General features: G+C 73.2%; 22 protein-coding genes. 11 read left to right on the forward strand and 11 right to left on the reverse strand.

Going from position 1 to position 22,096, the window contains the following annotated elements:
• On the forward strand, window positions 1-822 hold an 822-nt coding region (locus ACWKZU_RS02025; protein ID WP_449280721.1), incomplete at its 5' end, for an APC family permease.
• Between the two features lie 33 nt (window positions 823-855).
• On the opposite strand, the gene ACWKZU_RS02030 is transcribed toward ACWKZU_RS02025, so the two are convergent.
• From ACWKZU_RS02030 to ACWKZU_RS02040, 3 genes are all read right to left on the reverse strand, one after another.
• Window positions 856-1,026 carry a hypothetical protein gene (locus tag ACWKZU_RS02030; protein WP_449280722.1) on the reverse strand — a complete coding sequence of 57 codons (171 nt, stop codon included), beginning with the start codon at window positions 1,024-1,026 and terminating at the stop codon, window positions 856-858.
• Between the two features lie 182 nt (window positions 1,027-1,208).
• Window positions 1,209-1,694 (reverse strand): transcription elongation factor GreA, encoded by a 486-nt coding sequence (gene greA, locus ACWKZU_RS02035; RefSeq protein ID WP_449280723.1) that lies wholly within the window; start codon window positions 1,692-1,694, stop codon window positions 1,209-1,211.
• 274 nt (window positions 1,695-1,968) lie between these two features.
• Entirely contained in the window at window positions 1,969-2,493 is a 525-nt protein-coding gene (locus ACWKZU_RS02040) for a DUF4307 domain-containing protein (RefSeq protein WP_449280724.1), read from the reverse strand.
• 85 nt (window positions 2,494-2,578) lie between these two features.
• Here ACWKZU_RS02040 and mca point away from each other — a divergent pair, with 85 nt between their 5' ends.
• Genes mca through ACWKZU_RS02055 form a run of 3 tightly spaced genes read left to right on the forward strand, consistent with a single transcriptional unit; the run spans window position 2,579 to window position 5,938 of the window.
• Window positions 2,579-3,448: a mycothiol conjugate amidase Mca gene (gene mca, locus ACWKZU_RS02045; RefSeq protein WP_449280725.1), complete on the forward strand. Its 870-nt coding sequence runs from the start codon at window positions 2,579-2,581 to the stop codon at window positions 3,446-3,448.
• Window positions 3,445-3,732 (forward strand): hypothetical protein, encoded by a 288-nt coding sequence (locus ACWKZU_RS02050; protein ID WP_449280726.1) that lies wholly within the window; start codon window positions 3,445-3,447, stop codon window positions 3,730-3,732. Before mca ends, ACWKZU_RS02050 begins: the two co-directional genes overlap by 4 nt.
• Window positions 3,701-5,938, forward strand: a complete 2,238-nt coding sequence (locus ACWKZU_RS02055) for a RecQ family ATP-dependent DNA helicase (RefSeq protein WP_449280727.1) — start codon at window positions 3,701-3,703, stop codon at window positions 5,936-5,938. The genes ACWKZU_RS02050 and ACWKZU_RS02055 overlap by 32 nt, the downstream gene beginning before the upstream one ends.
• A gap of 347 nt (window positions 5,939-6,285) precedes the next feature.
• Here the strand turns inward: ACWKZU_RS02055 and trhA are convergent, their stop codons facing one another.
• Complete coding sequence (gene trhA / locus ACWKZU_RS02060) at window positions 6,286-7,095, reverse strand: PAQR family membrane homeostasis protein TrhA (protein ID WP_449280728.1); 810 nt, start codon at window positions 7,093-7,095, stop codon at window positions 6,286-6,288.
• Between the two features lie 114 nt (window positions 7,096-7,209).
• Here trhA and ACWKZU_RS02065 point away from each other — a divergent pair, with 114 nt between their 5' ends.
• From ACWKZU_RS02065 to ACWKZU_RS02080, 4 genes are all read left to right on the forward strand, one after another.
• A complete protein-coding gene (locus tag ACWKZU_RS02065) occupies window positions 7,210-7,995 on the forward strand; it encodes an isoprenyl transferase (protein WP_449280729.1) in 786 nt (261 codons plus the stop codon).
• Between the two features lies 1 nt (window position 7,996).
• Window positions 7,997-8,833, forward strand: coding sequence for an SDR family NAD(P)-dependent oxidoreductase (locus tag ACWKZU_RS02070; RefSeq protein ID WP_449280730.1), 837 nt, complete (start codon window positions 7,997-7,999; stop codon window positions 8,831-8,833).
• A 248-nt stretch (window positions 8,834-9,081) separates the two neighbouring features.
• Window positions 9,082-10,413, forward strand: coding sequence for an amidohydrolase (locus ACWKZU_RS02075; RefSeq protein WP_449280731.1), 1,332 nt, complete (start codon window positions 9,082-9,084; stop codon window positions 10,411-10,413).
• Window positions 10,414-10,827: 414 nt separating this feature from the next.
• The gene (locus ACWKZU_RS02080; protein WP_449280732.1) at window positions 10,828-11,586 is read left to right on the forward strand and encodes a nucleoside phosphorylase; all 759 of its coding nucleotides are present in this window, start codon (window positions 10,828-10,830) and stop codon (window positions 11,584-11,586) included.
• 16 nt (window positions 11,587-11,602) lie between these two features.
• Here the strand turns inward: ACWKZU_RS02080 and ACWKZU_RS02085 are convergent, their stop codons facing one another.
• From ACWKZU_RS02085 to ACWKZU_RS02095, 3 genes are all read right to left on the reverse strand, one after another.
• Window positions 11,603-11,899 carry a DUF1905 domain-containing protein gene (locus tag ACWKZU_RS02085; protein WP_449280733.1) on the reverse strand — a complete coding sequence of 99 codons (297 nt, stop codon included), beginning with the start codon at window positions 11,897-11,899 and terminating at the stop codon, window positions 11,603-11,605.
• Window positions 11,900-11,913: 14 nt separating this feature from the next.
• Complete coding sequence (locus ACWKZU_RS02090) at window positions 11,914-12,405, reverse strand: S-ribosylhomocysteine lyase (protein WP_449280734.1); 492 nt, start codon at window positions 12,403-12,405, stop codon at window positions 11,914-11,916.
• Between the two features lie 282 nt (window positions 12,406-12,687).
• Complete coding sequence (locus tag ACWKZU_RS02095) at window positions 12,688-12,990, reverse strand: hypothetical protein (protein ID WP_449280735.1); 303 nt, start codon at window positions 12,988-12,990, stop codon at window positions 12,688-12,690.
• Between the two features lie 298 nt (window positions 12,991-13,288).
• Here ACWKZU_RS02095 and ACWKZU_RS02100 point away from each other — a divergent pair, with 298 nt between their 5' ends.
• The 3 genes from ACWKZU_RS02100 to ACWKZU_RS02110 all read left to right on the forward strand — a co-directional run bounded on the left by ACWKZU_RS02100 (window position 13,289) and on the right by ACWKZU_RS02110 (window position 16,728).
• The gene (locus tag ACWKZU_RS02100; protein WP_449280736.1) at window positions 13,289-13,882 is read left to right on the forward strand and encodes a phosphorylase family protein; all 594 of its coding nucleotides are present in this window, start codon (window positions 13,289-13,291) and stop codon (window positions 13,880-13,882) included.
• Window positions 13,879-14,814 carry a DUF808 domain-containing protein gene (locus tag ACWKZU_RS02105; RefSeq protein ID WP_449280737.1) on the forward strand — a complete coding sequence of 312 codons (936 nt, stop codon included), beginning with the start codon at window positions 13,879-13,881 and terminating at the stop codon, window positions 14,812-14,814. The genes ACWKZU_RS02100 and ACWKZU_RS02105 overlap by 4 nt, the downstream gene beginning before the upstream one ends.
• A gap of 138 nt (window positions 14,815-14,952) precedes the next feature.
• Complete coding sequence (locus tag ACWKZU_RS02110) at window positions 14,953-16,728, forward strand: bifunctional 3'-5' exonuclease/DNA polymerase (protein WP_449280738.1); 1,776 nt, start codon at window positions 14,953-14,955, stop codon at window positions 16,726-16,728.
• Window positions 16,729-16,769: 41 nt separating this feature from the next.
• Here ACWKZU_RS02110 and ACWKZU_RS02115 read toward each other — a convergent pair whose 3' ends face one another.
• Genes ACWKZU_RS02115 through ACWKZU_RS02130 form a run of 4 tightly spaced genes read right to left on the reverse strand, consistent with a single transcriptional unit; the run spans window position 16,770 to window position 22,094 of the window.
• Window positions 16,770-17,543 (reverse strand): SDR family NAD(P)-dependent oxidoreductase, encoded by a 774-nt coding sequence (locus ACWKZU_RS02115; protein WP_449280739.1) that lies wholly within the window; start codon window positions 17,541-17,543, stop codon window positions 16,770-16,772.
• A 26-nt stretch (window positions 17,544-17,569) separates the two neighbouring features.
• Entirely contained in the window at window positions 17,570-19,429 is a 1,860-nt protein-coding gene (locus ACWKZU_RS02120; RefSeq protein ID WP_449280740.1) for an ABC transporter ATP-binding protein, read from the reverse strand.
• The gene (locus ACWKZU_RS02125; protein ID WP_449280741.1) at window positions 19,426-21,228 is read right to left on the reverse strand and encodes an ABC transporter transmembrane domain-containing protein; all 1,803 of its coding nucleotides are present in this window, start codon (window positions 21,226-21,228) and stop codon (window positions 19,426-19,428) included. The genes ACWKZU_RS02120 and ACWKZU_RS02125 overlap by 4 nt, the downstream gene beginning before the upstream one ends.
• Window positions 21,225-22,094 (reverse strand): ABC transporter ATP-binding protein, encoded by an 870-nt coding sequence (locus tag ACWKZU_RS02130; RefSeq protein WP_449280742.1) that lies wholly within the window; start codon window positions 22,092-22,094, stop codon window positions 21,225-21,227. The genes ACWKZU_RS02125 and ACWKZU_RS02130 overlap by 4 nt, the downstream gene beginning before the upstream one ends.
• Window positions 22,095-22,096 lie beyond the last annotated feature (2 nt).

The following is a 22,096-nucleotide window of genomic DNA, read 5'->3' on the forward strand; positions in this document are numbered from 1 at the left end:
AACGGCGCCGAGTTCACGATCGCTCCGTTCGTCTCGGGCGATGTCCAGATGGTCTCGATCGCCGCCGGCGCGGCGATCCTGGCGCTCTCGTTCCTCGGCTTCGACGCCGTCTCGACCCTCGCCGAGGAGGCCGAGAAGCCCACGCGCGACATCCCCCGCGCGATCTTCATCATCGTGCTCGTCGCCGGCGCGTTCTTCATGACCGTCACCTACGTGATGCAGGTGCTGTTCCCCGACGTGACGCAGCTGGCCGACATCGTGGGGGCCTCGCCCGAGATCGCGAAGTACGTCGGCGGGGCCGCGTTCCAGGCGATCTTCGTGGGCGGCTACATGATGGCGGTGCTGGGCTGCGGCATCACCCAGCAGATGAGCGCCGCCCGCCTGCTCTACGCCATGGGTCGCGACGGGGCGCTGCCGAAGCGGCTGTTCAGCTGGGTGAACGGCACCGGCGTGCCGGTGGGGAACGTGCTGCTCGTGGCGGCCGTCGCGCTCACGGCCCTCTTCGTCGACCTGGATCAGGCCGCATCGATGATCAACTTCGGCGCGTTCATCGCCTTCACCTTCGTGAACCTGTCGGTGATCTTCGTCTTCTTCCGCTTCATCAAGCGCCGCGGGCCGGGCGTGTGGCTGGGCTTCGTCGCGGTGCCGGCGATCGGCGTGGTGATCAACGTGTGGCTCTGGTTCAGCCTCGACAGCGTGTCGATGATGATCGGCGGGATCTGGTTCGCGCTCGGGCTGATCTACCTGCTCGTCAAGACCCGCGGTTTCCGCGCCCCGGCGCCGGACCTCACGGGACCGATCAACATCAGCATGTACGAGTAGCGGCGGGCCGGCGCGGCGGCGTCCGCGAGGGGCTCAGCCCTGCGCGAGCCGGAGCGCCCGTTCGGTGAAGTAGCCCACCTCGCCGTCGGGATCCTCGACCCCGAAGACGAACTTGCCCGAGGGCGTGGCCCGGACATCGATGACCGTGCCGCTCCCGCGCGTGGTGAGGACCCGGGCGCCGGGGGTGAAGATGGTTTCGCTCATCCCTCGAGTATGGGGGTGGCGGGTTCCGGCCCGCATCCCCCGGAAGGCGGATTCCGCACGGCGAGCTGCGGACGGGACCCGCTCATCTCACCGGCGGTCGAGGGGCCTGCTCGGCCTGCAACGCACCGAGGACGGCCCGGAACGCGTCCGAGCCGTCCCCGTCGCTGCGGCTGCGGGCCCGCTCAGCCCGCGTAGGTGTCGACCGCGAGGATCTTCACCGAGATCTGGTTGCCGTTGGGCGCCGCGTAGCTCGTCTCGTCGCCGACGCCCAGACCGAGGATCGCGAGGCCGAGCGGGCTCTCGGAGCTGTAGACGTCGAGGTCGCTGCCGTCGGCCAGCTCCCGGCTGCCGAGCAGGAAGCGCTCCTCGTCGCCGAAGACCTCGGCGGTGACGACGGTGCCGACCTCGACGATGCCGCTCGCCTCCGGGGCCTCGCCGACGACGGCGTGCTTCAGCAGCTCCTCGAGGTCGCGGATCCGCGCCTCCATCTTGCCCTGCTCGTCCTTCGCGGCGTGGTAGCCGCCGTTCTCCTTGAGGTCGCCCTCCTCGCGGGCGGCCTCGATGCGCGCCGCGATCTCCTTGCGACCGGGCCCCGAGAGCGCGTCCAGCTCGCCCTTGAGGCGGTCGTAGGCTTCCTGCGTCAGCCAGGTCTGCGTGGGCTCGGCCATGGTCGATCCTCGTTTCGTGTGTGCGCGGTGTGTATCCGGCGCTCCTGCGGGCCGCGGTCGCCTGGGCGAGCCGCGCCCGCACGCACCGTGGCGCGGGGGTAAACGGAACGCCCCGACCAGGTCAGGGCGCGGTCTCCAGAATAGCACCGTGTTCCCAGAACGCCGACTGAGAAGACGCCGCGTGTCCGGCCGGGGCGACGGCGGGACACGCGTCCGGCGAGGACGGGCCGACGGGACCGGGAAGCGGGGAGGAGGGGCGCGGGGGAGCCAGCGCCTACTCGACGACCCAGCACTCGCGGGCGGTGGCCGCGGTGGCGGGGTTCGTGACCACCAGGCGGGTGGTGACGGTGTGGGTGCGCTGCTCCGTCACCGGCAGCTCCACGATCTTCCAGCCGACGGTGGCCTTGACCTTGTTGAGCGCCTCGACGGCGCACGCGACGGGGGTGTTCGGCGGGGCGCTCACCTCGAACTTCACGTCGAGGTTCAGCTCGTCCTGCTTCGTGTAGCCGATGTCCTGCCACGACACCCGATTCGTGTGCTGCCAGCCGCTGAACAGCAGGAAGCACAGGCCGCCCGCCACGAGCAGCGCTGCCACCGACCACGCGAACCGCCGGTCGAGACGCCGTCTGCGGCCCGAGCCGTAGCGATCCTCGAGGGACTGCCCGTCCCCGTGTCCCGCGCCGGATCCTGCATCCCCGGGGCCGGATCCCGCGCCGGATCCCGAGCCGTCCGCCGCGGATCCGCCCTGCTGCCACGCCGACTCCCGGGACGCCCCTGCATCTGCAGCCGTCTGCGACACGGGAGCCTCCGATCCGGGCTGGGTAAACTGGGTGATCGTTGCCAGACTACCGGGAGGCTCCCGAGAGGCACGTGAGAGGACTCGCATGACGCTCAGGTTGATCGCGGTGCACGCGCACCCCGACGATGAGTCCAGCAAGGGCGCCGCCACCTACGCGCACTACCTCGAAGAGGGCGTCGAGGTGCTGATCGTGAGCTGCACCGGGGGCGAGCGCGGAGACGTGCTCAACGCGCTCGTGGCCCGCGATCCCAAGAGCCACCGGGATCTCGCCGGCCTGCGGCGCGACGAGATGACGCGCGCTCGCGAGATCATCGGCTTCGAGCACCGCTGGCTCGGCTACCAGGATTCCGGCCTGCCCGACGAGGGCGATCCGGTGCCGCCGGGATCCTTCGCCGACATCCCCGCCGAGGTCTCGGCCGAGGCTCTGGTGCGCGTGGTGCGCGAGTTCCGGCCGCACGTCATGATCACCTACAACGAGCAGGGCGGCTACCCGCATCCCGATCACATCCGCTGCCACGAGATCAGCCGCATCGCCTGGGAGCGCGCCGGCGACCCCGCCGCCTACCCCGATGCCGGCGCGCCGTGGTCGATCAAGAAGCTCTACTACGAGGAGATCTTCAACGCCGAGCGCGTCACGACGGTGTACCAGTGGCTGCTCGACAACGAGCCCGCCTCGCCGCTCATCGGGCAGTTCGCCGAGATGCGGGAGTGGATGACCCGCCGCGAGTACCGCGGCACCGCGAAGATCGAGGTGGGCCGCTTCTTCGAGCGCCGCGACGAGGCGCTCCGCGCGCACGCGAGCCAGGTGCCGCCGGACAGCCCGTTCTTCTTCTGGCCGAACGAGCTGCAGCGCGAGGCCTGGCCGTTCGAGGACTACCGGCTCGCGGCGTCGCGGGTGGCGACGAGCGAGTTCGAAGCCGATCTGTTTCAGGGAATCGAGGAGGAGCGCGCATGAACGTGCTGAACATCGCGGTGCGGATCGCGGAGGAGACCGAGTTCGATCCCGATCAGGTGACGCCCGGGTGGGAGGGCTTCGTGTTCACGGCCCTGCTGGCCGCCGGCATCATCGCGCTCGGGTTCCTGCTCGTGAAGCGTCTGCGCCGCAACGCCTACCGGGCCGAGGTGCGCGAGCAGATCGCCGAGGAGCTCGCCGACCGCGCCGAGGATCCCGACGGCTCGACCGGAGCCGCGGGTCCGGCGGGCCCCGATGGCTCGACGGACCCCGATCGACGGGTCTGACGCGGCCGTGAGCGACCGCGACGACTTCGAGGATCCCGGCTTCTCCGGCTCGGCCGACGAGGAGCGGTGGCCGGGGGAGGCCTGGGGCGCCCCGCAGCCGGAGGGCTGGTCGGATCGCCGGCCGGGAGCCCTCCGCGCGGGCGCGGGCGTTCCCGACGGCGCCGCGGGTGCCGCGGGCGGCGCATCCTTCGACGGCGTCGCCGCGCCGGGTGCGGGATCCGCGCGCCCTGCCGCGGCTCCCGCGGCGTCGAGCGCCCGCGGCACCGACCCGCTCGCCGTGCTCTCCGAGGTCTTCGGCTACGACTCCTTCCGGGGCGAGCAGGCCGCCATCATCGATCACGTGGCCGGCGGCGGCGACGCGGTCGTGCTGATGCCCACGGGCGGCGGCAAGTCGATCTGCTACCAGATCCCCGCGCTCGTGCGGGAGGGCACCGGGGTGGTGCTGTCACCCCTCGTCGCGCTGATGCACGACCAGGTCGCCGCGCTGCGGCTGGCCGGGGTGCGCGCGGCCGCGCTCAACTCGGCGATGTCGTACGAGGACCGTCTCGAGGTCGAGCGGGCCTACCGGGCGGGCGAGCTCGAGGTGCTCTACCTGGCCCCCGAGCGGCTGTCGGCGCCGGGCACGGTCGAGCTGCTGCAGCAGGGCCGCATCGCGCTGTTCGCCATCGACGAGGCCCACTGCGTGTCGCAGTGGGGGCACGACTTCCGCCCCGACTACCTGCGCCTCGGTGCGCTCGCCGAGCGCTGGCCCGACGTGCCCCGCATCGCCCTCACGGCGACCGCGACGCCCGAGACGCACCGCGAGATCACGGAGCGGCTGCACCTCGAGAACGCGGCGCACTTCGTGTCGAGCTTCGACCGGCCGAACATCCGCTACCGCATCGTCTCGAAGCAGAACGTGCGCTCGCAGCTCATCTCGTTCATCCGCGGCGAGCACGCGGGCGAGGCCGGGATCGTCTACGCCCTGAGCCGCAAGCGGGTCGAGCAGACGGCGGCCGCGCTGCGCGACGCCGGGATCGACGCGGTCGCCTATCACGCGGGCCTGCCCGCCTCCGAGCGGCTCGAGGCGCAGACCCGCTTCCTGCGCGAGGACGGGGTCGTCGTCGTGGCCACCATCGCCTTCGGCATGGGCATCGACAAGCCCGATGTGCGCTTCGTCGCCCACATCGACCTGCCCAAGTCGATCGAGGGCTACTACCAGGAGACGGGCCGCGCGGGGCGCGACGGCCTGCCCTCCGAAGCGTGGCTCGCCTACGGGCTGCAGGACGTGGTGCAGCAGCGGCAGATGATCGAGAGCGGAGACGGCGACGCGGCCACCCGGGCCAACCAGACGCGCCACCTCAACCAGATGCTGGCGCTCTGCGAGGGCGTGGAGTGCCGCCGCGCGTTCCTGCTGCGCTACTTCGGGCAGGATCCCGCGTCCGCCGTCGCCCGTCCGGCGGGCAGCGAGCCCGCCGGCGACGCTCCTTCCCGTCATCCTGCGCGCAGCGAGCCGGCGAGCGAGGTCGCGGGACCCGGACCCGCGCGGGCGCAGAACTGCGGCAACTGCGACGTCTGCCTCGAACCGCCGACGCTGTGGGACGCCACCACTCCCGCGCAGATGCTGCTCTCGACCATCATCCGCACCCAGAAGGAGCGCGGGCGCACCTACGCGGCCGGCCAGCACATCGACGTGCTGCGCGGCGTGGGGTCGGAGCGCGTCACGCAGATGCGGCTCGACGAGCTCTCGACGTGGGGCATCGGCAAGGAGTGGTCGGTCGCCCAGTGGCGCGGCCTCGTGCGGCACCTGCTCGCGGTGGGGCTGGTCGAGGCGCGCGGCGAGTGGGGCGTGCTCGCGCCCACCGAGGCGGCGAAGCCGGTGCTGCGCGGCGAGGAGCAGGTGCGCATGCGCGAGGAGGTCGTGGCGCGGGCCGCCGGTCGCGGCGGTCGCGCGGGCGGCGCGACCGGCGGCGCGAAGCGGTCGGCCGCCGCGGCCGATCTGTCGCCCGAGCAGGCCGAGGTCTTCGAGCGGTTGCGCGAGTGGCGCGCGGGCGAGGCCCGCAAGCAGGGGGTGCCGGGCTACGTGGTGTTCGGCGATGCGACACTCGCGGCGCTCGCGGTGCATCGCCCCTCGAGCGACGAGGAGATGCTCGCGATCTCGGGCATCGGCCAGGTGAAGCTCGAGCGCTACGGCGCGGCCGTGCTCGAGGCGCTCGCCGCCGGCTGATCCGGAGCCCGTCGGCGCCCGTGCCGCGGTGCCCGTGCCGCGGCGCCCGTACCGCGGTGCCGGTCGCCCCGGCCTGCCCGCGCGCCCTGCTCCTTCGCTCCCGTGCCCCGGCTCCCGTGCCCCGGCTCCCGCGCTCCCGCACCCCCGCGCGCCCCGTGCTCACGCGCGCTCTCTTCGCGCGTCAGTAGTTGCTGTAAAACGGCGGTTTTGCTGACAACTACTGACGCGCGAAGATGCCGTTCTCGTCGACGAGGCCGAGCCCATGGTTCGAGGCCGAGCGGGCGCTCCCGGAAGATCGGCCCGGCTTCGGCGGGCGCGTGCGGGGCCCGCGCGCGGGCGCTCGCCGGCTACCGCAGGTAGACCGGATCCAGCGCCACGAGCAGCGCCGCGGTCCAGTGGCAGAGGAACGCGAGCACCGTCAGCGCGTGGAAGATCTCGTGGAAGCCGAAGACTCCGGGCACCGGGTTCGGCCGCTTGATCCCGTACACCACCGAGCCGACCGTGTACATCAGCCCGCCCACGATCACGAGCACCATCGCCGCGGCGTTCGCGTGGTAGATGTCGACGAGGTACATCACCGCGGCCCAGCCCAGCAGCACGTACAGCGGCACGTACAGCCAGCGCGGCGCCCCGATCCAGAACACGCGGAAGCCGATCCCGAGCAGCGCGCCCGCCCACACGAGCACCAGCAGCAGCACACCTTTGTCGAGCGGCAGGGCGAGCAGCGCGATCGGGGTGTAGGTGCCCGCGATGAGCAGGAAGATGTTCGCGTGGTCGAGGCGGCGGAAGAGCTGCTTGGTGCGAGGCTTCCAGTTGAAGCGGTGATAGAGCGCCGAGACGCCGAAGAGCAGCATGCTCGAGAGCATGAAGACGGCCGAGGCCCACTTGGCCACCGGGCCGTGCGCGAGCGAGATGAGCACGATGCCGGCCGCGATGGCCGCGGGGAAGGTGCCGGCGTGGATCCAGCCGCGCCAGCGCGGCTTCGGCTCGGGCGCGCCCGGAGCGGCGGGGGCTCCGGCCTCGGCGGTCTCCGCGGGCGGGCGGGGCTGATCCGCCGGGTGGTCGAGTGCGTCGGCGAGCAGCGGCAGCGACAGGCGGTCCGGCTCGGGGAACGGCCGTTCGGCGTGTTCGGGCTCGGGGGTGCCGTGCGGGGTCATGTCTCGAGTGTATGTTCCGCACAGATCGGCAGGGGCATATATGTGGAGGATCCCCAGCCGTCCGCGCGGCCGGATCCGGGGTGCTCTCACGTACGCGGGCGATACACTCTGAGGGTGAACGCCCCAGCCACGACGCCGCGAACCGGTCTGCTGTACCGGCTCTACCAGCGGCGCCTGCGCCGGGAGATCGAGCCGGGGAGCGTGCCGAACCACATCGCCGTGATCGTCGACGGCAACCGGCGCTGGGCCAAGCAGCGCCTGCAGGAGCGGGCGGCCTTCGGGCACCGCGCCGGCGCGCAGAAGGTGCCGGAGTTCCTCGCGTGGTGCGAGGAGGCCGGTGTCGGCACCGTGACGCTCTACCTGCTCTCCGCCGACAACCTGCGGGCGCGGGATCGCCAGGAGCTCGAGGACCTCTTCGGCATCATCGGCGAGCTCGCGGCGCAGCTCGCGGAGAACCCGCGCTGGCGGGTGAAGCACGTCGGGTCGTGCGAGGGGCTCTCCGAGGATCTCGCGTCGGCGCTCGCCGCCGCCGAGACCGGCACGGCGGAGCGCGACGGCCTGCACATCAACCTCGCCGTGGGCTACGGAGGCCGCAGCGAGATCACCGCGGCGATGCGCAGCGTCATCGAGGAGCACCAGGCCGCGGGCGGCTCGATCGACACGCTCGCCGACCGTCTCACCCCCGAGATCATCGGGGAGCACCTGTGGACGCGCGGCCAGGCGGATCCCGATCTCGTGATCCGCACCTCGGGGGAGCAGCGCCTCTCGGACTTCATGATCTGGCAGTCGGCGCACTCGGAGTTCTACTTCGTCGAGGCGCTCTACCCCGATCTGCGCGAGGTCGACTTCCTGCGCGCCCTGCGCGACTACTCCACGCGGCAGCGGCGGATGGGAGGCTGAGATGGTGCGGCGGAGCGCGGATCTGCCCGATCTGAACGGTCAGCGCGTGCTGGTGACGGGTGCATCGGGAGGCATCGGCGGCGGGATCGCGCGGCGCTTCGCGGCGGCCGGCGCGCGGGTGGCGGTGCACTACCGCGGTGCGACGGCCGCCTCGACCGATGCCGTCTTCGCGCTGGTCGAGGAGGTGCGGCAGCACGGCGGCGAGGCCGTGGCGGTGCGGGCGGATCTGTCGGTGCCCGGTTCCGCCGCCCTGCTGGTGGACGAGGCGGCGCGCGCGCTCGGCGGTCTCGACGGGCTGGTGAACAACGCGGGGATCCAGCCCCTCGCACCGCTCGCGGAGACCTCGCGGGCGGAGTGGGACGAGGTGCTGGGCACTAATCTCGGCGCCGTGTTCGAGCTGTCGCGGGAGGCCGCAGCGGCGATGACGGGAGCCCCCGATCGGGATCCGGCGGCCGGCGGGGGAAGCTCCGGTTCCGGTGAGACCCGCTGGATCACGCACATCGCCTCGATCGAGGCCAGCCGCCCGGCGCCCGCGCACGCGCACTACGCCGTCGCGAAGGCCGGGCTCGTGATGCACGCCCGGGCCGCCGCGCTCGAACTCGGACCGCGGGGGATCCGCGTCAACACCGTCTCCCCCGGTCTCGTGGATCGCCCGGGGCTCGCCGAGGCGTGGCCCGAGGGCGTGGAGAGCTGGATCGCGCACGCGCCGCTCGGCCGGCTCGCGACCGCGGAGGACATCGGCAACGCCTGCGTGCTGCTCGCGTCGCCCGCCGCCTCGTTCGTCACGGGGCAGGATCTGGCCGTCGACGGCGGCATGCTCGCGACCCCCGGCTGGTAGCGGGGCAGCGTTCCCGCCGCGCGGCCCCGCGGGCGGCCTCCTCATCGTCCACCGCGCGGCGGAGCCGTCCCCCGCGTGGCCTTCCGGGCACGGAGCCGTCCGGCCGTCCTGCGCGCGGCTTCGCCGGTGCTCCTCGCGGTCCTCCTGCGCGAAGTCGCAGGATCCGTTCCTCCTGCAGCGCCTCGGCCGATCGATCCGTGCGCGGCCGGGGCAGCCGATACAGTGGGCGTGGACGAAAGGGAGGCGCGATGAGCGAGACCATTCTGCGGGCCGACGCGATGCTGACGCCCGACGGCGCGATCGCCGGGGCTGAGCTCGCCTTCGACGAGACGGGCCGCATCACCCACGCCGGATCCGCCCGCCCCGATCGCGGGGATCGGGCCGACCGCGTCCACGACCTCTCCGGGCACGTGCTCATGCCGGGTCTCGTCAACGGGCACACCCACTCCGCGATGACCCTGCTGCGCGGGGTCTCCGACGACGAGGGTTTCATGCCGTGGCTGGCCGCCGTGCAGGCGCTCGAGCAGCACCTCACCCACGAGGACGTGGCGACGGGGCTGCAGCTCGCCATGGTCGAGATGATCGAGACCGGCACGGTCGCGTTCGCCGATATGTACCACTGGGACGAGTCGCTCATCGAGCTCGTGCGCGCGGCAGGGATGCGGGCGATGGTCGCGCTCGCATCGTTCGCGCCCGAGGCCGTCGGCTTCCCGGGGGTCTCGCCGTGGAACGGCGCGGAGGCCACCGCGCAGACGGAGGCGCTCGCCGAGCGGTACGCGGGCGACCCGCAGATCCGCGTCGCGTTCGGCCCGCACGCGCCCTACACCTGCCCGCCGGAGTTCCTGCGCGACATCGCGGCACGGGCGATCGAACGCGGGATCCCGATCCACACGCACATCTCGGAGTCGGCGGCGGAGGTCGAGCAGATCCTGGAGCGCTACGGCGCCACGCCGGGCGACCACCTCGCGTCCCTGGGGCTGTTCGACGCCGAGGTGCTCGCGGCGCACTGCGTGCACCTCACCCCGGCCGAGATCGAGTTCTTCGCCCGCGCCGGGGCCGCGGTGAGCCACAACCCGGTCTCCAATCTCAAACTCGGGTGCGGGATCGCGCCGCTGCCCGACTGGCAGGCGGTCGGGCTGCGCATCTCGCTCGGCACCGACTCCGTCGCGAGCAACAACACGCTCGACCTGTTCGAGGAGATCAAGACCGCCACGATCCTGCACCGCGGTGCGCGGCAGGACGCCGCGATCGTGCGCGCCTCCGACGTGCTCGACATCGCGACGCGGCGCGGCGCGGAGGCGATCGGGTTCCCCGAGACGGGGGCGCTCGCGGAGGGGCGCCTGGCCGACGTGATCGCACTCGACGTGCGCGGATCCGCGGCGACGCCCCTCGACCTCGCGGGCGGGGCCGCCGCGCTCACCTCTCACCTCGGCTTCGCCACCACCGGCGCCGACGTGCGCCACGTGTTCATCGGCGGTCGCCACGTCTACGCCGACGGGGTGCATCTGACGCTCGATGCCGCCGCGATCCGCGCGCGTGCGGCCGAGGCCCGTGCGCGGCTGAGCGTCGCCGCGGGCTGAGCGCCTCCCGCGGGCTGAGCGGGGCCGTGGGCTGAGTGGGCCGGGGCTGAGCGCCGCCCGGGGCAGCGACGCGGCCGGCCGAGTGCTTGTGCGGCCGTTTCGCGACTTCCGCGGGGACGGGAAGAGGGCGTTCCGGCTCCCGGCCGGGACCTCTGAACAGGAGGACCTCCGGCTCCTGCGGAGAGGGGGCTCCGGAGCCGCCGATGCGTTCTCGGGCGACGCGGGTCGGTCATCCTGCGCGCAGTCGCAGGATCCGGCACTCGGCGCCGGCACTCGGCGCAGCCGGCCCTGCGGCTACGATGGCTTCGCGACCTGCAATCCGAGAGGTCCGCGATCCGCGATCCGAGATCTTCGACTCGATCCGAGAGCCCGCGACTTCCGCGCCGAACGACCGACCGAGAGAGGCCCCTCACCATGGCACCCGTCCGACTCCCCGCCGATGCCGAGCTTCCGCTGCTGCGCACCCGCGTGGCCGACCTCGCCGACCGAGCGCTCGTGGTCGGCGACCCGGCCCGCGCCGCCCGCGTCGCCGAGCTGCTGGACGACGTGCGGCAACTCGCCGCGAACCGCGAGTACCACGTCTACGCGGGCAGCCACCGCGGTGTGCCGATCACCGTCGCCTCGCACGGCGTCGGCGCCGCGGGCGCCGCGGTCTGCTTCGAGGAGCTCGCCCGCGGCGGCGTCACCCGCATCATCCGCTCCGGCACCGCCGGCGGCATGCAGCCGGACGTGGTCGACGGCGCGATCGTCGTCGCCACCGGCGCCGTGCGCGAGGACGGCGTGAGCCATCAGCTCGTGCCGACGCAGTTCCCCGCCATCGCGACCCCGTCGCTGACCCTCGCGCTGCGCGCTGCGGCCGCGGAGACCGGCCTCGATGTGCACACCGGCATCGTCGTCACCGGCGACATGTTCTACCCGAGCGACGTGATCACCGGGGTCGACCTGCCCATGTGGCAGCGGGCCGGCGTGGTCGCGGTCGAGATGGAGGCCGCGGCGCTCTTCGTGATCGCCGCTCTGCACGGCATCGAGACCGGAGCGGTCTTCGCGATCGACGGCAACCCGCTCGCCGCGAAGGACGAGTCGATGGACGGCTACGACCCGTACCGCGAGGTCGTGACCCGCGCCGTCGACGGGGCGCTCGCCGCCGCGCTCGACGTGCTGGTCGCGGAGTAGGCGCGTCCGCCGCGCCTCAGAGGTCGAGCACGTCGAGCAGGATCGCGACCTCGCGACCGAGCTCGACGCCCTCGGCCTCCCGCACGCTGCGTTTGAGGGGGAGCACGTAGACGACCGGATCGCCCTGCGGGAAGATCGAGGTGCGCCAGAGCGTCGCGCCGATCCGCACCTCGACGCGCACGCCGCCGAAGCCGCGCCGCGGGCGGGGGATCTCGGCGATGTCGGCCGAGAGCGGTTCGGGGAGGTCGACGAACACCCACTCCTCGGCGCGTGCCTCCCAGCGGTACGGCACCGCGGTGAACTCGACGAACACGGGGCTCGAGGGGGTTACGCGATGCGCGAGCGATCGAAGGCGTCGAGGCTGATGCCCTGATCCAGCACCTGCCGGGCCCACTCCTTCGCGGAGTGCAGGCTGTGATCGCGGTAGTTGCCGCAGCTCACGGCCTCGGTGCCGGGCACGTCCTCCCAGGCGACGCGCTCCACGAGATCCTCGAGCGAGCTCTTGATCGCGCCCGCGACGGTCTCGGTCGAGGGCTCGCCCCACGCGATCAGGTGGAAGCCCGTGCGGCAGCCGAAGGGCGAGATGTCGATGAGGCCGTCGAAGCGCGTGCGCAGCAGCGCGGCGAGCGTATGCTCGATGGTGTGCAGGCCGGCGGTGGGGATCTCGCCCGCGTTCGGCTGCACCAGGCGGATGTCGAAGTTGGAGATCGCATCGCCCTTCGGGCCGTGCTCCACGCCGATCAGACGCACGTACGGCGCCAGCACCTTCGTGTGATCCAGGGAGAAGCTCTCAACCTCGGCAAGTTCGACATCGCTCATGCGGTCAGTGTAGCGAGCGGGGACCGGGGCGCCCCGAGTGCGACGCCCGATGACGCGGCGCCGTGCGCGGTGACCGTGGCCGGGTCGGGCCGTCGCGGCCCGCCCTCCGCCTCCGTCGGCCCCTCCGCCTCCGTTCCACGCACCTCCGCAACCCGATCCAGTGTTCGCAGATCGTCCATTCGAAGCACGAATAACGGCGATCTGCGAACACTGGATCGGGTTCGAGCGGAGATGGGGGCTTCGAGGGCTCGGCGCCTGCGGGCCGCGCCCGCGGGCTCGTAGCTACGCGGCCTTCGCCAGGTCGCGGCGCGAGAGCGCGATGCGGGCGCGGGATCCGGGAGCTGCCGGATCCTCGGCCACGCGCACGTCCCAGCCGGCCCGGCCGAGCCGCTCCAGGTCGCCGCGGGCCTCGTCGAGGCTCTCGGTCTCGACGAGGTACAGGGTGCGCCCCGAGGTGCGGTACACCGAACGGTGCTGCGCCCAGTCGGGCACGATCATCTCGCGACCGTCTCCGAGCGAGTGGTAGGGGGTGCGCAGCGGGCGCACCCGGCGCTGCTCGTGCAGCGCGGTGATGTTGTTCTCCATGATGGGTCCTTTCCGGCGCGCACCTCCGTGGTGCGCGAATGATGACATGCACGGCGTACGCCAAGGAGCGCCTGTGGAAGAGGCTGTGGCCGTGCAACTGAGCTTCACGGGGTTTCGCGGAGTTGATCTTCAACGCCCTGCATCTGTCCGATGCCATCGGGCGGAAACGCGTGCTGTTCGCAAGCTCAGCTTTACAGTATAGAACAGACCTTCGAAAAGCGCTAGTGTTGAGCCGGATCAGGATCGAGCTGATCCGGATCCGGAACGACGGGCGCGGGAGCGCCGCAGGGAGAAGCCGATGTCAGAGTCCCGTACGCTGCTCGTGTTCGCGCACCGAGACGAGGCCTCGGCCTTCGCCGATGTGCCGCACCTGGTGACGGGCGTGGGCAAGGTCAACGCGGCCGTGTCGCTGGCGAGCGCGCTCGCCGCCGGGGGCTTCGGGCGGGTGGTGGTGCTCGGCACCGCCGGGGTGGTGAGCGACGGGCCGGATCGCCCGCACCTCGACGAGGTGTACCAGATCACTGGGGTGGTGCAGCACGACTTCTCGCTGCCGTCGCCCGAGCTGCGCCCGGCGGGCGAGGCGATCCTGCCCCCGGAGTCGACCGCGGTGCTGGCCACCGGCGACGTGTTCGTGCAGGATGACGCCCAGCGCGCGCACATCGCCGGTCTCGGGGCATCGCTCGTCGACATGGAGGCGTACGCCTACGCCAGCGTCTGCGAGCGCTTCGAGGTGCCCCTGCAGCTCTTCAAGATCCCCTCCGACTTCGCCGACAGCTCGACCACCGACGAGGAGTGGGACACGATCGTGTTCCGCAAGAGCGAGCAGTTGCGCGAGTTCTGGGCGAACCGGCTGACGGCGACGGAGCCGGCCGGATCGGGGGCGCGCGCATGAGCTCGAGCTTCTTCGCACTCTTCGACGACATCGCCGTGCTGGCCAAGGCCGCGGCGGCCTCGATCGACGACGTCGCGGCCGGCGCCGCGAAGGCGTCGGCGAAGGCGGCCGGCGTGGTGATCGACGACGCCGCGGTGACGCCGCAGTACGTGCGCGGCATCAACCCCAAGCGCGAGCTGCCGGTGATCTGGCGCATCGCACGCGGCTCGCTCATCAACAAGGCGATCATCATCACGGCGATCATGCTGCTCAGCGTGTGGGCGCCGTGGGTGTTCCCGTGGATGCTGCTGATCGGCGGCACCTATCTCGCGTTCGAGGGCACCGAGAAGGTGTGGCACTGGATCGAGAGCGCTCGCGGCAGGGCCCACGAGCACACCGTGGAGGAGGTGCTCGAGCGGCCCGCCGCCGACGAGAAGCAGATCGTCGGCAGCGCGGTGCGCACGGACCTGGTGCTCTCGGCCGAGATCATGCTCATCTCGCTCGCGAACATCGACGCCGACAGCTGGCCGATGCGGCTGATGATCCTCATCGCCGTGGGGCTCTCGATGACCGTCGCCGTCTACGGAGCGGTGGCGCTGCTCGTGAAGATGGACGACGCCGGCCTGTGGCTGATGCGCCGGGGCGGCCCGCGCTTCGTCCGCGGATTCGGTCTGTGGCTCGTGCGGGCGATGCCCGCGGTGTTCCGGGTGATCAGCGTGATCGGCGTGGTCGCGATGCTCTGGGTGGGCGGTCACCTGCTGATCGCGAACCTGCACGAGGTCGGCTGGCACCTGCCGCACGATCTCGTGCACGCCGTGACGCACGCGGTGCACGCACCGGGCTTCGTGACCTGGCTGATCGACAGCGCGCTCTCGGCCGTGTTCGGTCTGGCCTGGGGCGCCGTGGCGGTGGCGGCGGTGTCGCTCGGGCGCCGGCTGCTGCGCGGACGCTAGTCCCGGCTGCCCCGGGGCGGAAGCGCCCGGCCGACCGCGCCGTTCTCCGGCCGGTATCGCGGCGGGTGCGCGAGCGGCGCCCGATCGCGGCCCGTCGCGCGGGCGCGCGGTGTCCGGGGCCGGCGGTACCGTGGAGTCGTGACCCAGGATTCCGCCGCGCCGCGCCGCAGCGCCGAAGATGCGCACCGGCACCCGCGCTGGTGCGTGCTCGGGCGCGCCGCGGACGGCGGGATCGCGGCGGTGGATGTCGGGCAGACCGGCGAGCGCTCGGACCCGATCCTCGTGGGTGACGAGGATCTGCCGGAGTTCGTCGAGCGGCGGGAGTCGACCGCCCCGCCCCGCTGGGTCTGGAGCGATACCCCGTCCTGGTATCCGAGCCTGCTCGATGCCGGGGTCCGTGTCGGCCGGGTGCACGATCTCCGGCTCTGCCACGCGATCCTGAAGCACTCGGCGCGCGTCCGCGATCGCGCCGGGCTCCCCTCGGCAGACCAGTGGGATGCCGGGCCGGGAGGCGCCGAGCCCGTGCCGGTCGAATCCGCGCTCTTCGTGATCGAGGCGCCCGAGGCCGCGGTGCGCTCGGTGCCGCACGACATCGAGGCCGCGCTCGCCGACTTCGACCGGCAGCGCGCCGCGGCCGCATCGAGCGACGACCCCGGCCGGGTGGGGCTGCTGCTCGCGGCGGAATCGGCGGGTGCGCTCGTGGCGGTCGAGATGGCGTCGGCGGGCGTGCCGTGGGACGCGGCCGAGCACGATCGCCTGCTGCGGGAGTCACTCGGGCCGCGACCCGCCCGAGGGTCGAAACCCGAGCGGATGCTCGAACTGGCGGCCGAGGTGCGCGGGGCGCTCGGCGATCCCGGCGCGAGCCTCGACTCGCCGCCGAAACTGCTGCGGTCGCTGCGCCGCGCAGGCATCGACGTGGAGACGACCTCGCGCTGGGAACTGGCGGAGCACGAGCACCCCGCGGTGGCGCCGCTGCTGCGCTACAAGAAGCTCTCCCGACTGCTCACGGCGAACGGCTGGACGTGGATCGACGAGTGGGTGCGGGACGGGCGCTACCGGCCCGTGTACGTGCCGGGCGGGGTCGTCACGGGCCGGTGGGCGTCGAGCGGCGGCGGGGCGCTGCAGCTGCCGCGGGCGCTGCGGCCCGCCCTGCGCGCCGACCCCGGCTGGCGGCTGGTCTCGGCCGACGTCGCCCAGCTCGAGCCCCGGGTGCTCGCGGCGATGGCGGGGGACCGGGCCATGGCCGCCGCCGGCCGCGGCACGGATCTCTACTCGGGCATCGTCGAGAGCGGCATCGTCGCGAGCCGCCAGGAGGCGAAGATCGCGGTGCTCGGGGCCATGTACGGCGGGACGGCGGGCGACAGCGGCCGTCTCGTACCGCGGCTGCGGCGCGGCTTCCCCCGCGCGATGCGCCTGGTGGATCAGGCCGCCGTGGTGGGTGAGCAGGGCGGCGTCGTCTCCACCTGGCTGGGACGGTCCTCGCCTCCTCCGGGCCCCGAGTGGCGGGAGCTGCAGTCGCGCGCGAGTCTGCCCGGCGCGACCTCGCGCGACGAGGACCGCGCCCGTCGCGCGGCGCGGGACTTCGGGCGCTTCACCCGCAACTTCGTCGTGCAGGGCACCGCCGCGGAGTGGGCGCTGGCCTGGCTCGCCGAACTCCGGCAGCGCCTCGCCGGCTTCGAGCCCGTCGCGGGCACGGCGCCGGCGCGGGCCTCGGGCCCCGTGTTCGAGCACCGCGCGCACCTCGTGTTCTTCCTGCACGACGAAGTGATCGTCCACGCGCCCGCGGAGCAGGCCGAGGATGCGGCGGCCGCGATCCGCGAGGCCGCCGAGGCCGCCGGGCGGCTGCTCTTCGGCGACGCCCCGGTCGATTTCCCGCTCGATCTGCGCATCGGGGAGCGCGCGGTCAAGGACTGAGCGCTCGGAGAAGAGCTCGCCGTCGGTGCACCGTCCTCGCGTCAGTGCACCGAGAACCCGCCGTCCACGGGAATCGACTGCCCGGTGATGTAGCCGGACGCGGGGCTCGCGAGGAAGATCGCCGGGCCGACGAAGTCCTCGGCGACCCCGTTGCGGCCGACGAGCGTGCGCGCCGCCAGCGCGCGGACCGCCTGCGGGTCCGAGGAGAGCCGCTCGTTGAGCGCCGTGCGCACGAATCCGGGAACGAGCACGTTGGCGGTCACGCCCCGCGGCGACCAGGCCTCCGCCTGCGACCGGGCGAGCGCCTCGAGCCCGGCCTTCGAGACCCCGTAGGCGCCGCTCGACGCGAACGGGCGATGGGCCTGCTGCGAGCTGATGTGGATGAGCCGACCGTACCCCCGGGCGGCCATGCCCGGGATCAGGCGCTGTCCGAGGACGAAGGGCGCTTCGAGATTGACCGCCATGGTCGCGTCCCAGGTCTCCTCGTCGAGCTCGGGCATCGGAGGCCGGAGGTTGATCCCCGCCGAGTTCACGACGATGTCGACCTCGCCCACCGCGTCCGCGAGGGCGCGGGCGCCGGAGCGGGTCGACAGATCGGCAGGGATCCCGGAGAGAGCGCCTCCCTCCTCCGCTCCCCGGGCGACGACCTCGTCGATCGCCGCCTCCGTGCGTGCCGCGATGACGACCGCGGCGCCGGCCCGCGCGAGTCCGAGGGCGATCGCACGGCCGATTCCCGAGCTGCCCCCGGTGACCAGTGCCCGCCTGCCGCCGAGCCCGAAGGTCTCGGCCAGGAAGCCCGTCCCGTCGTCGTGCATGCCATCAGCCCCTTCCGCAACAGATGCTACGGCAGGGTGCGCCGCTCCGGAGGCCCGCCGCGCCCGCGCGACCAGGCCCGCCACAGCGCGGCGTAGGCGCCGCCCTCGGAGACGAGCCGGTCGTGTCGGCCCGACTCGACGACGCGGCCGTGCTCGAGCACCAGGATGCGATCGCACGCCGCGGCCTGCGAGAGCCGATGCGCGACGACGAGCGCCGCGCGGCCGCGGACGGCGGCGAACGCGGCCCGTTCGAGCAGCCCCGCCTCCGCGCTGTCGGCCTCCGCCGTGGCCTCGTCGAGAATCGCCAGATCGGGGTCGGAGAGCACCAGTCGGGCGAGCGCGATCAGCTGCGCCTGCGCGGGCGTGAGCGGGTGGCCGCCGTGCCCGAGCCGCGTGTCGAGCCCCTCGGGCAGGGCCGCGATCAGCTGCGCGGCCTCGACGCGCCGCAGCGCCTCGAGGAGCAGCCCCTCATCCGCGCCCGGCGCCGCGAGGCGCAGATCCTCGGCGAGGGTCCCGGCGAAGACGTGCGTGTCCTGCGAGAGCAGCACCGTGCGCTCGGGGCGGAGCACACGACCGGAGCGCGGCTCGTGCAGGCCCGCCAGCACGGTCGCGATGGTGCTCTTGCCCGCTCCGGAGGCACCCACCAGCGCGACGCGCTCGCCGGGCGCAATGCGCAGATCGATGCCGTGCAGCACGGTGCGCGCCCTCTCCTCCCCGTCCGCCGCACCGTAGCCGAAGACGACGCCGTCGAACCGGGCCACCGCATCGGTCGCGCGCCGTGGCTCGGGCGCGGCACGGGAGCGGTCGCGGGCCTCGGCATCGGAGGGCGCGCGGGCCGTGGCATCGGACGGCGCATCCGGTGCCCGCCCCACGGCTCTGCCCGAGGGTGCGACGTGCGTGATGCCGACGATCCTCGCCAGCGACGCCGCCGCGGACTGCGCGTCGTCGAGCACGAACAGCAGCTGGCCGATGGGGTCGAAGAGCCGCAGGAACATCAGAAGGGCGGTGGTCGCGGAACCGATGGTGATCGCGTCCGCGCCGACGAGCCAGAACGCCACGAGCAGGAGCGCCGCGATGCCGAGGTACTCGGCCAGATTGAGTCGCGCGAAGAACATGTTCTGCACGGTCCTCGCCCGCAGCACCCAGTGCACGACCGCCCAGCTCGATTCCGCGATGCGTGCGCTGTGCCGATCGGCGAGCCGGTAGGCGAGCACGGAGTCGAGCCCCCGCAGGGAGGCGAGCACGTGGTGCGCGCGCGTGGCGGCCGCGGCGCGCTCCGCGGCGTAGATCCGCGGTGCGGTGAGCAGATACCAGCGCACGGTGAGGATGTAGACGGGCAGCGTGACGAGCAGCGCGAGTGCGAGTCGCACGTCGATCACGGCCATTCCGGAGAGGGAGACGGCGATGGTGAAGAGCGCTGCGGTGAACGCCGGCACGATGCTCGGGATCGCATCGGAGACCTCGGCGACATCATCGCTCGCGCGTGACACCAGGTCCCCGGTGCCCGCCAGCTCCACCCGGTTCTGGGGCAGCTCCAGAGCGCGCACGAGGAAGCGCTCGCGCAGTTCGGCGAGCCCGGTTTCGAAGAGGCGCGCCGAGAGCACGATGCCCGCGCCCGTGGCGACGGCCGAGACGGCCGCGGCGCACAGGATCGCGGCGCCGAGCCCCCAGATCCCTGCGACGTCGGCACCGTCGGCCGCGATCAGGTCGACCAGACGGCCCAGCGCCCAGGGGGCGACGATGCCGGCGCCCGCGCCGATGAGCATCACCAGGACCGTCCCCACGAGCAGCATCGGACGGTCGCGCAGCAGCCTCCATGCGGCGGCGAACGACTGTCCGCCGGTGGCGATCGGCAGCGAGCGTGCGGAGCGTGCGTCCCCGCTCACCGCGGGTCCTCCTCGGCTGCGTCCCGCTCCAGCACATCCTGCTCCCGGGGGTCGACGGTCACCACGCGGTCGCAGACGGCGAGCAGGGCCGGTGAGGAGGTGACGAGCACCGTGCTGCGGCCGTCTCTCAGACCCCTCAGCCGGTTCGCGATGAGCTGCTCCGTCGCCGCATCGACGGCGGTGGTCGGTTCGTGGAGCACGAGGATCGGGGCGTTCGCGGCGTAGGCGCGGGCCAGCGCCACCCGTTGCCGCTGGCCGCCCGAGAGCCGTGCGCCGCCCTCTCCCACGGGGGTGTCGATGCCCTGCGGCAGCGCCGCGAGCAGGTCGTCGCAGGCCGCGGCGCGCAGCGCGCCGGGCACGGCGGCGGGATCCGCGCCCGGCAGTTCGAGGTTCCAGGCGATCGTGCCGTCGAACAGTTGGGCCCGATGGGGTGCGACGAGCACGCGTCGCCGCCAGAGCAGCGCGCCGAGCTGTTCGGGGGTGCGCCCCGCCAGACGGGCCTCGCCCGTCTCCGAGAGTCGCGCCCGAGCTGCGAGAAGCCGCACGAGCCGCTCGGAACACGCCTGACTCGCGACGACGCCGACGCACTCGCCCGGCAGCACGCGGAGGGAGAGGCCCGGCAGCCGGACGTCGAGCCGGTCCGGCGCGTCCGCGTCACCGCTGCTCGGGGCCGGGACGGGTCCGGCTCCGCGAGGCTCGGGCAGGTCGGCAGCGGGGCCTGCCGCCGTGGCGACTGGTGCCTGCAGCACGCTCAGCACCCTCGCAGAGCCGGCCAGGGCGACCGCCCAGACCCGGCCCGTGTTCGCGGGCATGGCGGTGAGGGGGCCCACCACGAACTGCACGAGGCCCACCGCCGCGATGAGACCGCCGACGCTGAGCCGCCCGCTCAGTGCGAGCACGCCGGCGAGCACGGTGAGCGCGGCGACGAAGACGCCCGACAGGCCGCCCAGCACGCCCTCGTAGACGCCCTGGGCGGTCTTCGCGCGCAGAGTGCCCACCAGCGCCGTGCGGCTCGTCGCCCGATACCGCTCGCCCGCCTCCGCTTCCGCACCGAAGCCCTTGAGCACCCGGTAGCCGGCCAGCAGATCGGCGGCCCGGCCCACGGAGTCCGCGGCGAGTGCCTGCTGCTCGAGGCTGCGCCGGCGCAGCGATCCGCCCGCCGTGAACATGGCGACCGTCAGGACCGCCGCGCCGATCGCCACCCCCAGGCCGAGTGGCGGGGACAACGCGAACAGGGCGACGCTGGCGAGGAGGAGCGCGGCGACCTCTCCCACCGGGTAGACCCCGAGCTGCATCACGGCCGCCAGGCGCGCGACATCGCTCGTGGCGATCGAGAGCGCCGCGCCGTCCTGCTGTCCGTGTGCGACGCCGTCCTGATGCAGCAGTCGCTCGCCGACCTGGACGCGCAGCCGATGCTGCACCTGCTGCATGCCGTAGAGACCGAGACGCGAGCCGAACCGGAACGCGAACGAGAGCAGCAGGAAGTCGGCGGCGAGCACGCCCAGCCACCACAGCAGCTGTGCGCCGTCGCCCGTCGCCACGGCCCGGTCGATGACGATCCCCACGATCACCGGCACCAGCGCCTCGCCCGCGGCGTGCGCCACCAGCAGCAGCGCCGCGGGAACGGTGAAGCGCTTCGCCGAGAGCATGACGCGCAGTGCGAAGCGGGCCGGGGACGCGTCGCCGACGCGCACCGCGGGGATGCGGGGCGGTTCGACCGGGGCCTGCAGCAGGGCGGGCAGCGGGAACCGCAGCCCGAACGGGCTGCGCCCGGCCGGTGCGGTGGAGCCGGCGGTCATGCCCCCGGCCCGTCGCGAGGGCCCGGATCCGGATCCTCGTCCGGCCCTGCGCGCTCAGCCCGCTCGCCGAGGCGCCCGAGCGGCACCACCTGCGGCGTGCCGGCGACGGGATCGGGCACCACGATGCAGCGCAACCCGAAGACCTGCTCGACGAGTTCGGCGGTGATGATCTCGGCGGGCGGCCCCTCGGCCACCACCGCGCCGTCCCGCATCGCGATGAGGTGCGACGCGTAGCGGGCCGCGTGGTTCAGGTCGTGCAGCACCGCGACCAGTGTGCGCCCGCTGCGGTGCAGATCGGTGAAGAGCTCGAGCAGCTCGATCTGGTGGCTGATGTCGAGGAACGTCGTGGGCTCGTCGAGCAGCAGGATCCCGGTCTCCTGCGCGAGCGCCATCGCCACCCACACCCGCTGCCGCTGCCCGCCCGACAGCTCGTCCACGAACCGCGTCGAGAGCCCGGTCACGCCGGTGGCCTCCATCGCCTCGGACACGGCGCGCTCGTCGGCCTCGGTCCACTGCCGCAGCAGCTTCTGATACGGATAGCGCCCGCGCGCGACGAGGTCGGCGACGCGGATCCCGTCGGGGGCGATCGACGACTGGGGGAGCAGGCCCAGGCGGGCCGCCACCTGCTTCGCCCGGTACGAGTGGATGTCGGCGCCATCGAGCACCACCCGGCCGGCGCCGGGCCTGAGCAGCCGCGAGAGGCCCCGCAGCAGCGTCGACTTGCCGCAGGCGTTGGGGCCGACGATCACCGTGAACGACTCGTCCGGGATCGCCACCGAGAGCCCCTCGCTGATGATGTGCTTCTCGTAGCCCAGCGTCGCCCGCTGCGTGTACAGGCGCGGCTCGGGTCCGCGGGTATCCGACATCG

Source organism: Leucobacter sp. (genome assembly GCF_053528595.1).

Excerpts from the sequence above, each read along its gene's own strand:
- ACWKZU_RS02030 (WP_449280722.1), bottom strand. The coding sequence starts at position 1,026 with ATGAGCGAAACCATCTTCACCCCCGGCGCCCGGGTCCTCACCACGCGC.
- greA (WP_449280723.1), bottom strand. The coding sequence starts at position 1,694 with ATGGCCGAGCCCACGCAGACCTGGCTGACGCAGGAAGCCTACGACCGC.
- mca (WP_449280725.1), top strand. The coding sequence starts at position 2,579 with ATGACGCTCAGGTTGATCGCGGTGCACGCGCACCCCGACGATGAGTCC.
- ACWKZU_RS02050 (WP_449280726.1), top strand. The coding sequence starts at position 3,445 with ATGAACGTGCTGAACATCGCGGTGCGGATCGCGGAGGAGACCGAGTTC.
- ACWKZU_RS02055 (WP_449280727.1), top strand. The coding sequence starts at position 3,701 with ATGGCTCGACGGACCCCGATCGACGGGTCTGACGCGGCCGTGAGCGAC.
- trhA (WP_449280728.1), bottom strand. The coding sequence starts at position 7,095 with ATGACCCCGCACGGCACCCCCGAGCCCGAACACGCCGAACGGCCGTTC.
- ACWKZU_RS02070 (WP_449280730.1), top strand. The coding sequence starts at position 7,997 with ATGGTGCGGCGGAGCGCGGATCTGCCCGATCTGAACGGTCAGCGCGTG.
- ACWKZU_RS02075 (WP_449280731.1), top strand. The coding sequence starts at position 9,082 with ATGAGCGAGACCATTCTGCGGGCCGACGCGATGCTGACGCCCGACGGC.
- ACWKZU_RS02080 (WP_449280732.1), top strand. The coding sequence starts at position 10,828 with ATGGCACCCGTCCGACTCCCCGCCGATGCCGAGCTTCCGCTGCTGCGC.
- ACWKZU_RS02090 (WP_449280734.1), bottom strand. The coding sequence starts at position 12,405 with ATGAGCGATGTCGAACTTGCCGAGGTTGAGAGCTTCTCCCTGGATCAC.
- ACWKZU_RS02095 (WP_449280735.1), bottom strand. The coding sequence starts at position 12,990 with ATGGAGAACAACATCACCGCGCTGCACGAGCAGCGCCGGGTGCGCCCG.
- ACWKZU_RS02100 (WP_449280736.1), top strand. The coding sequence starts at position 13,289 with ATGTCAGAGTCCCGTACGCTGCTCGTGTTCGCGCACCGAGACGAGGCC.
- ACWKZU_RS02105 (WP_449280737.1), top strand. The coding sequence starts at position 13,879 with ATGAGCTCGAGCTTCTTCGCACTCTTCGACGACATCGCCGTGCTGGCC.
- ACWKZU_RS02115 (WP_449280739.1), bottom strand. The coding sequence starts at position 17,543 with ATGCACGACGACGGGACGGGCTTCCTGGCCGAGACCTTCGGGCTCGGC.
- ACWKZU_RS02125 (WP_449280741.1), bottom strand. The coding sequence starts at position 21,228 with ATGACCGCCGGCTCCACCGCACCGGCCGGGCGCAGCCCGTTCGGGCTG.
- ACWKZU_RS02130 (WP_449280742.1), bottom strand. The coding sequence starts at position 22,094 with ATGTCGGATACCCGCGGACCCGAGCCGCGCCTGTACACGCAGCGGGCG.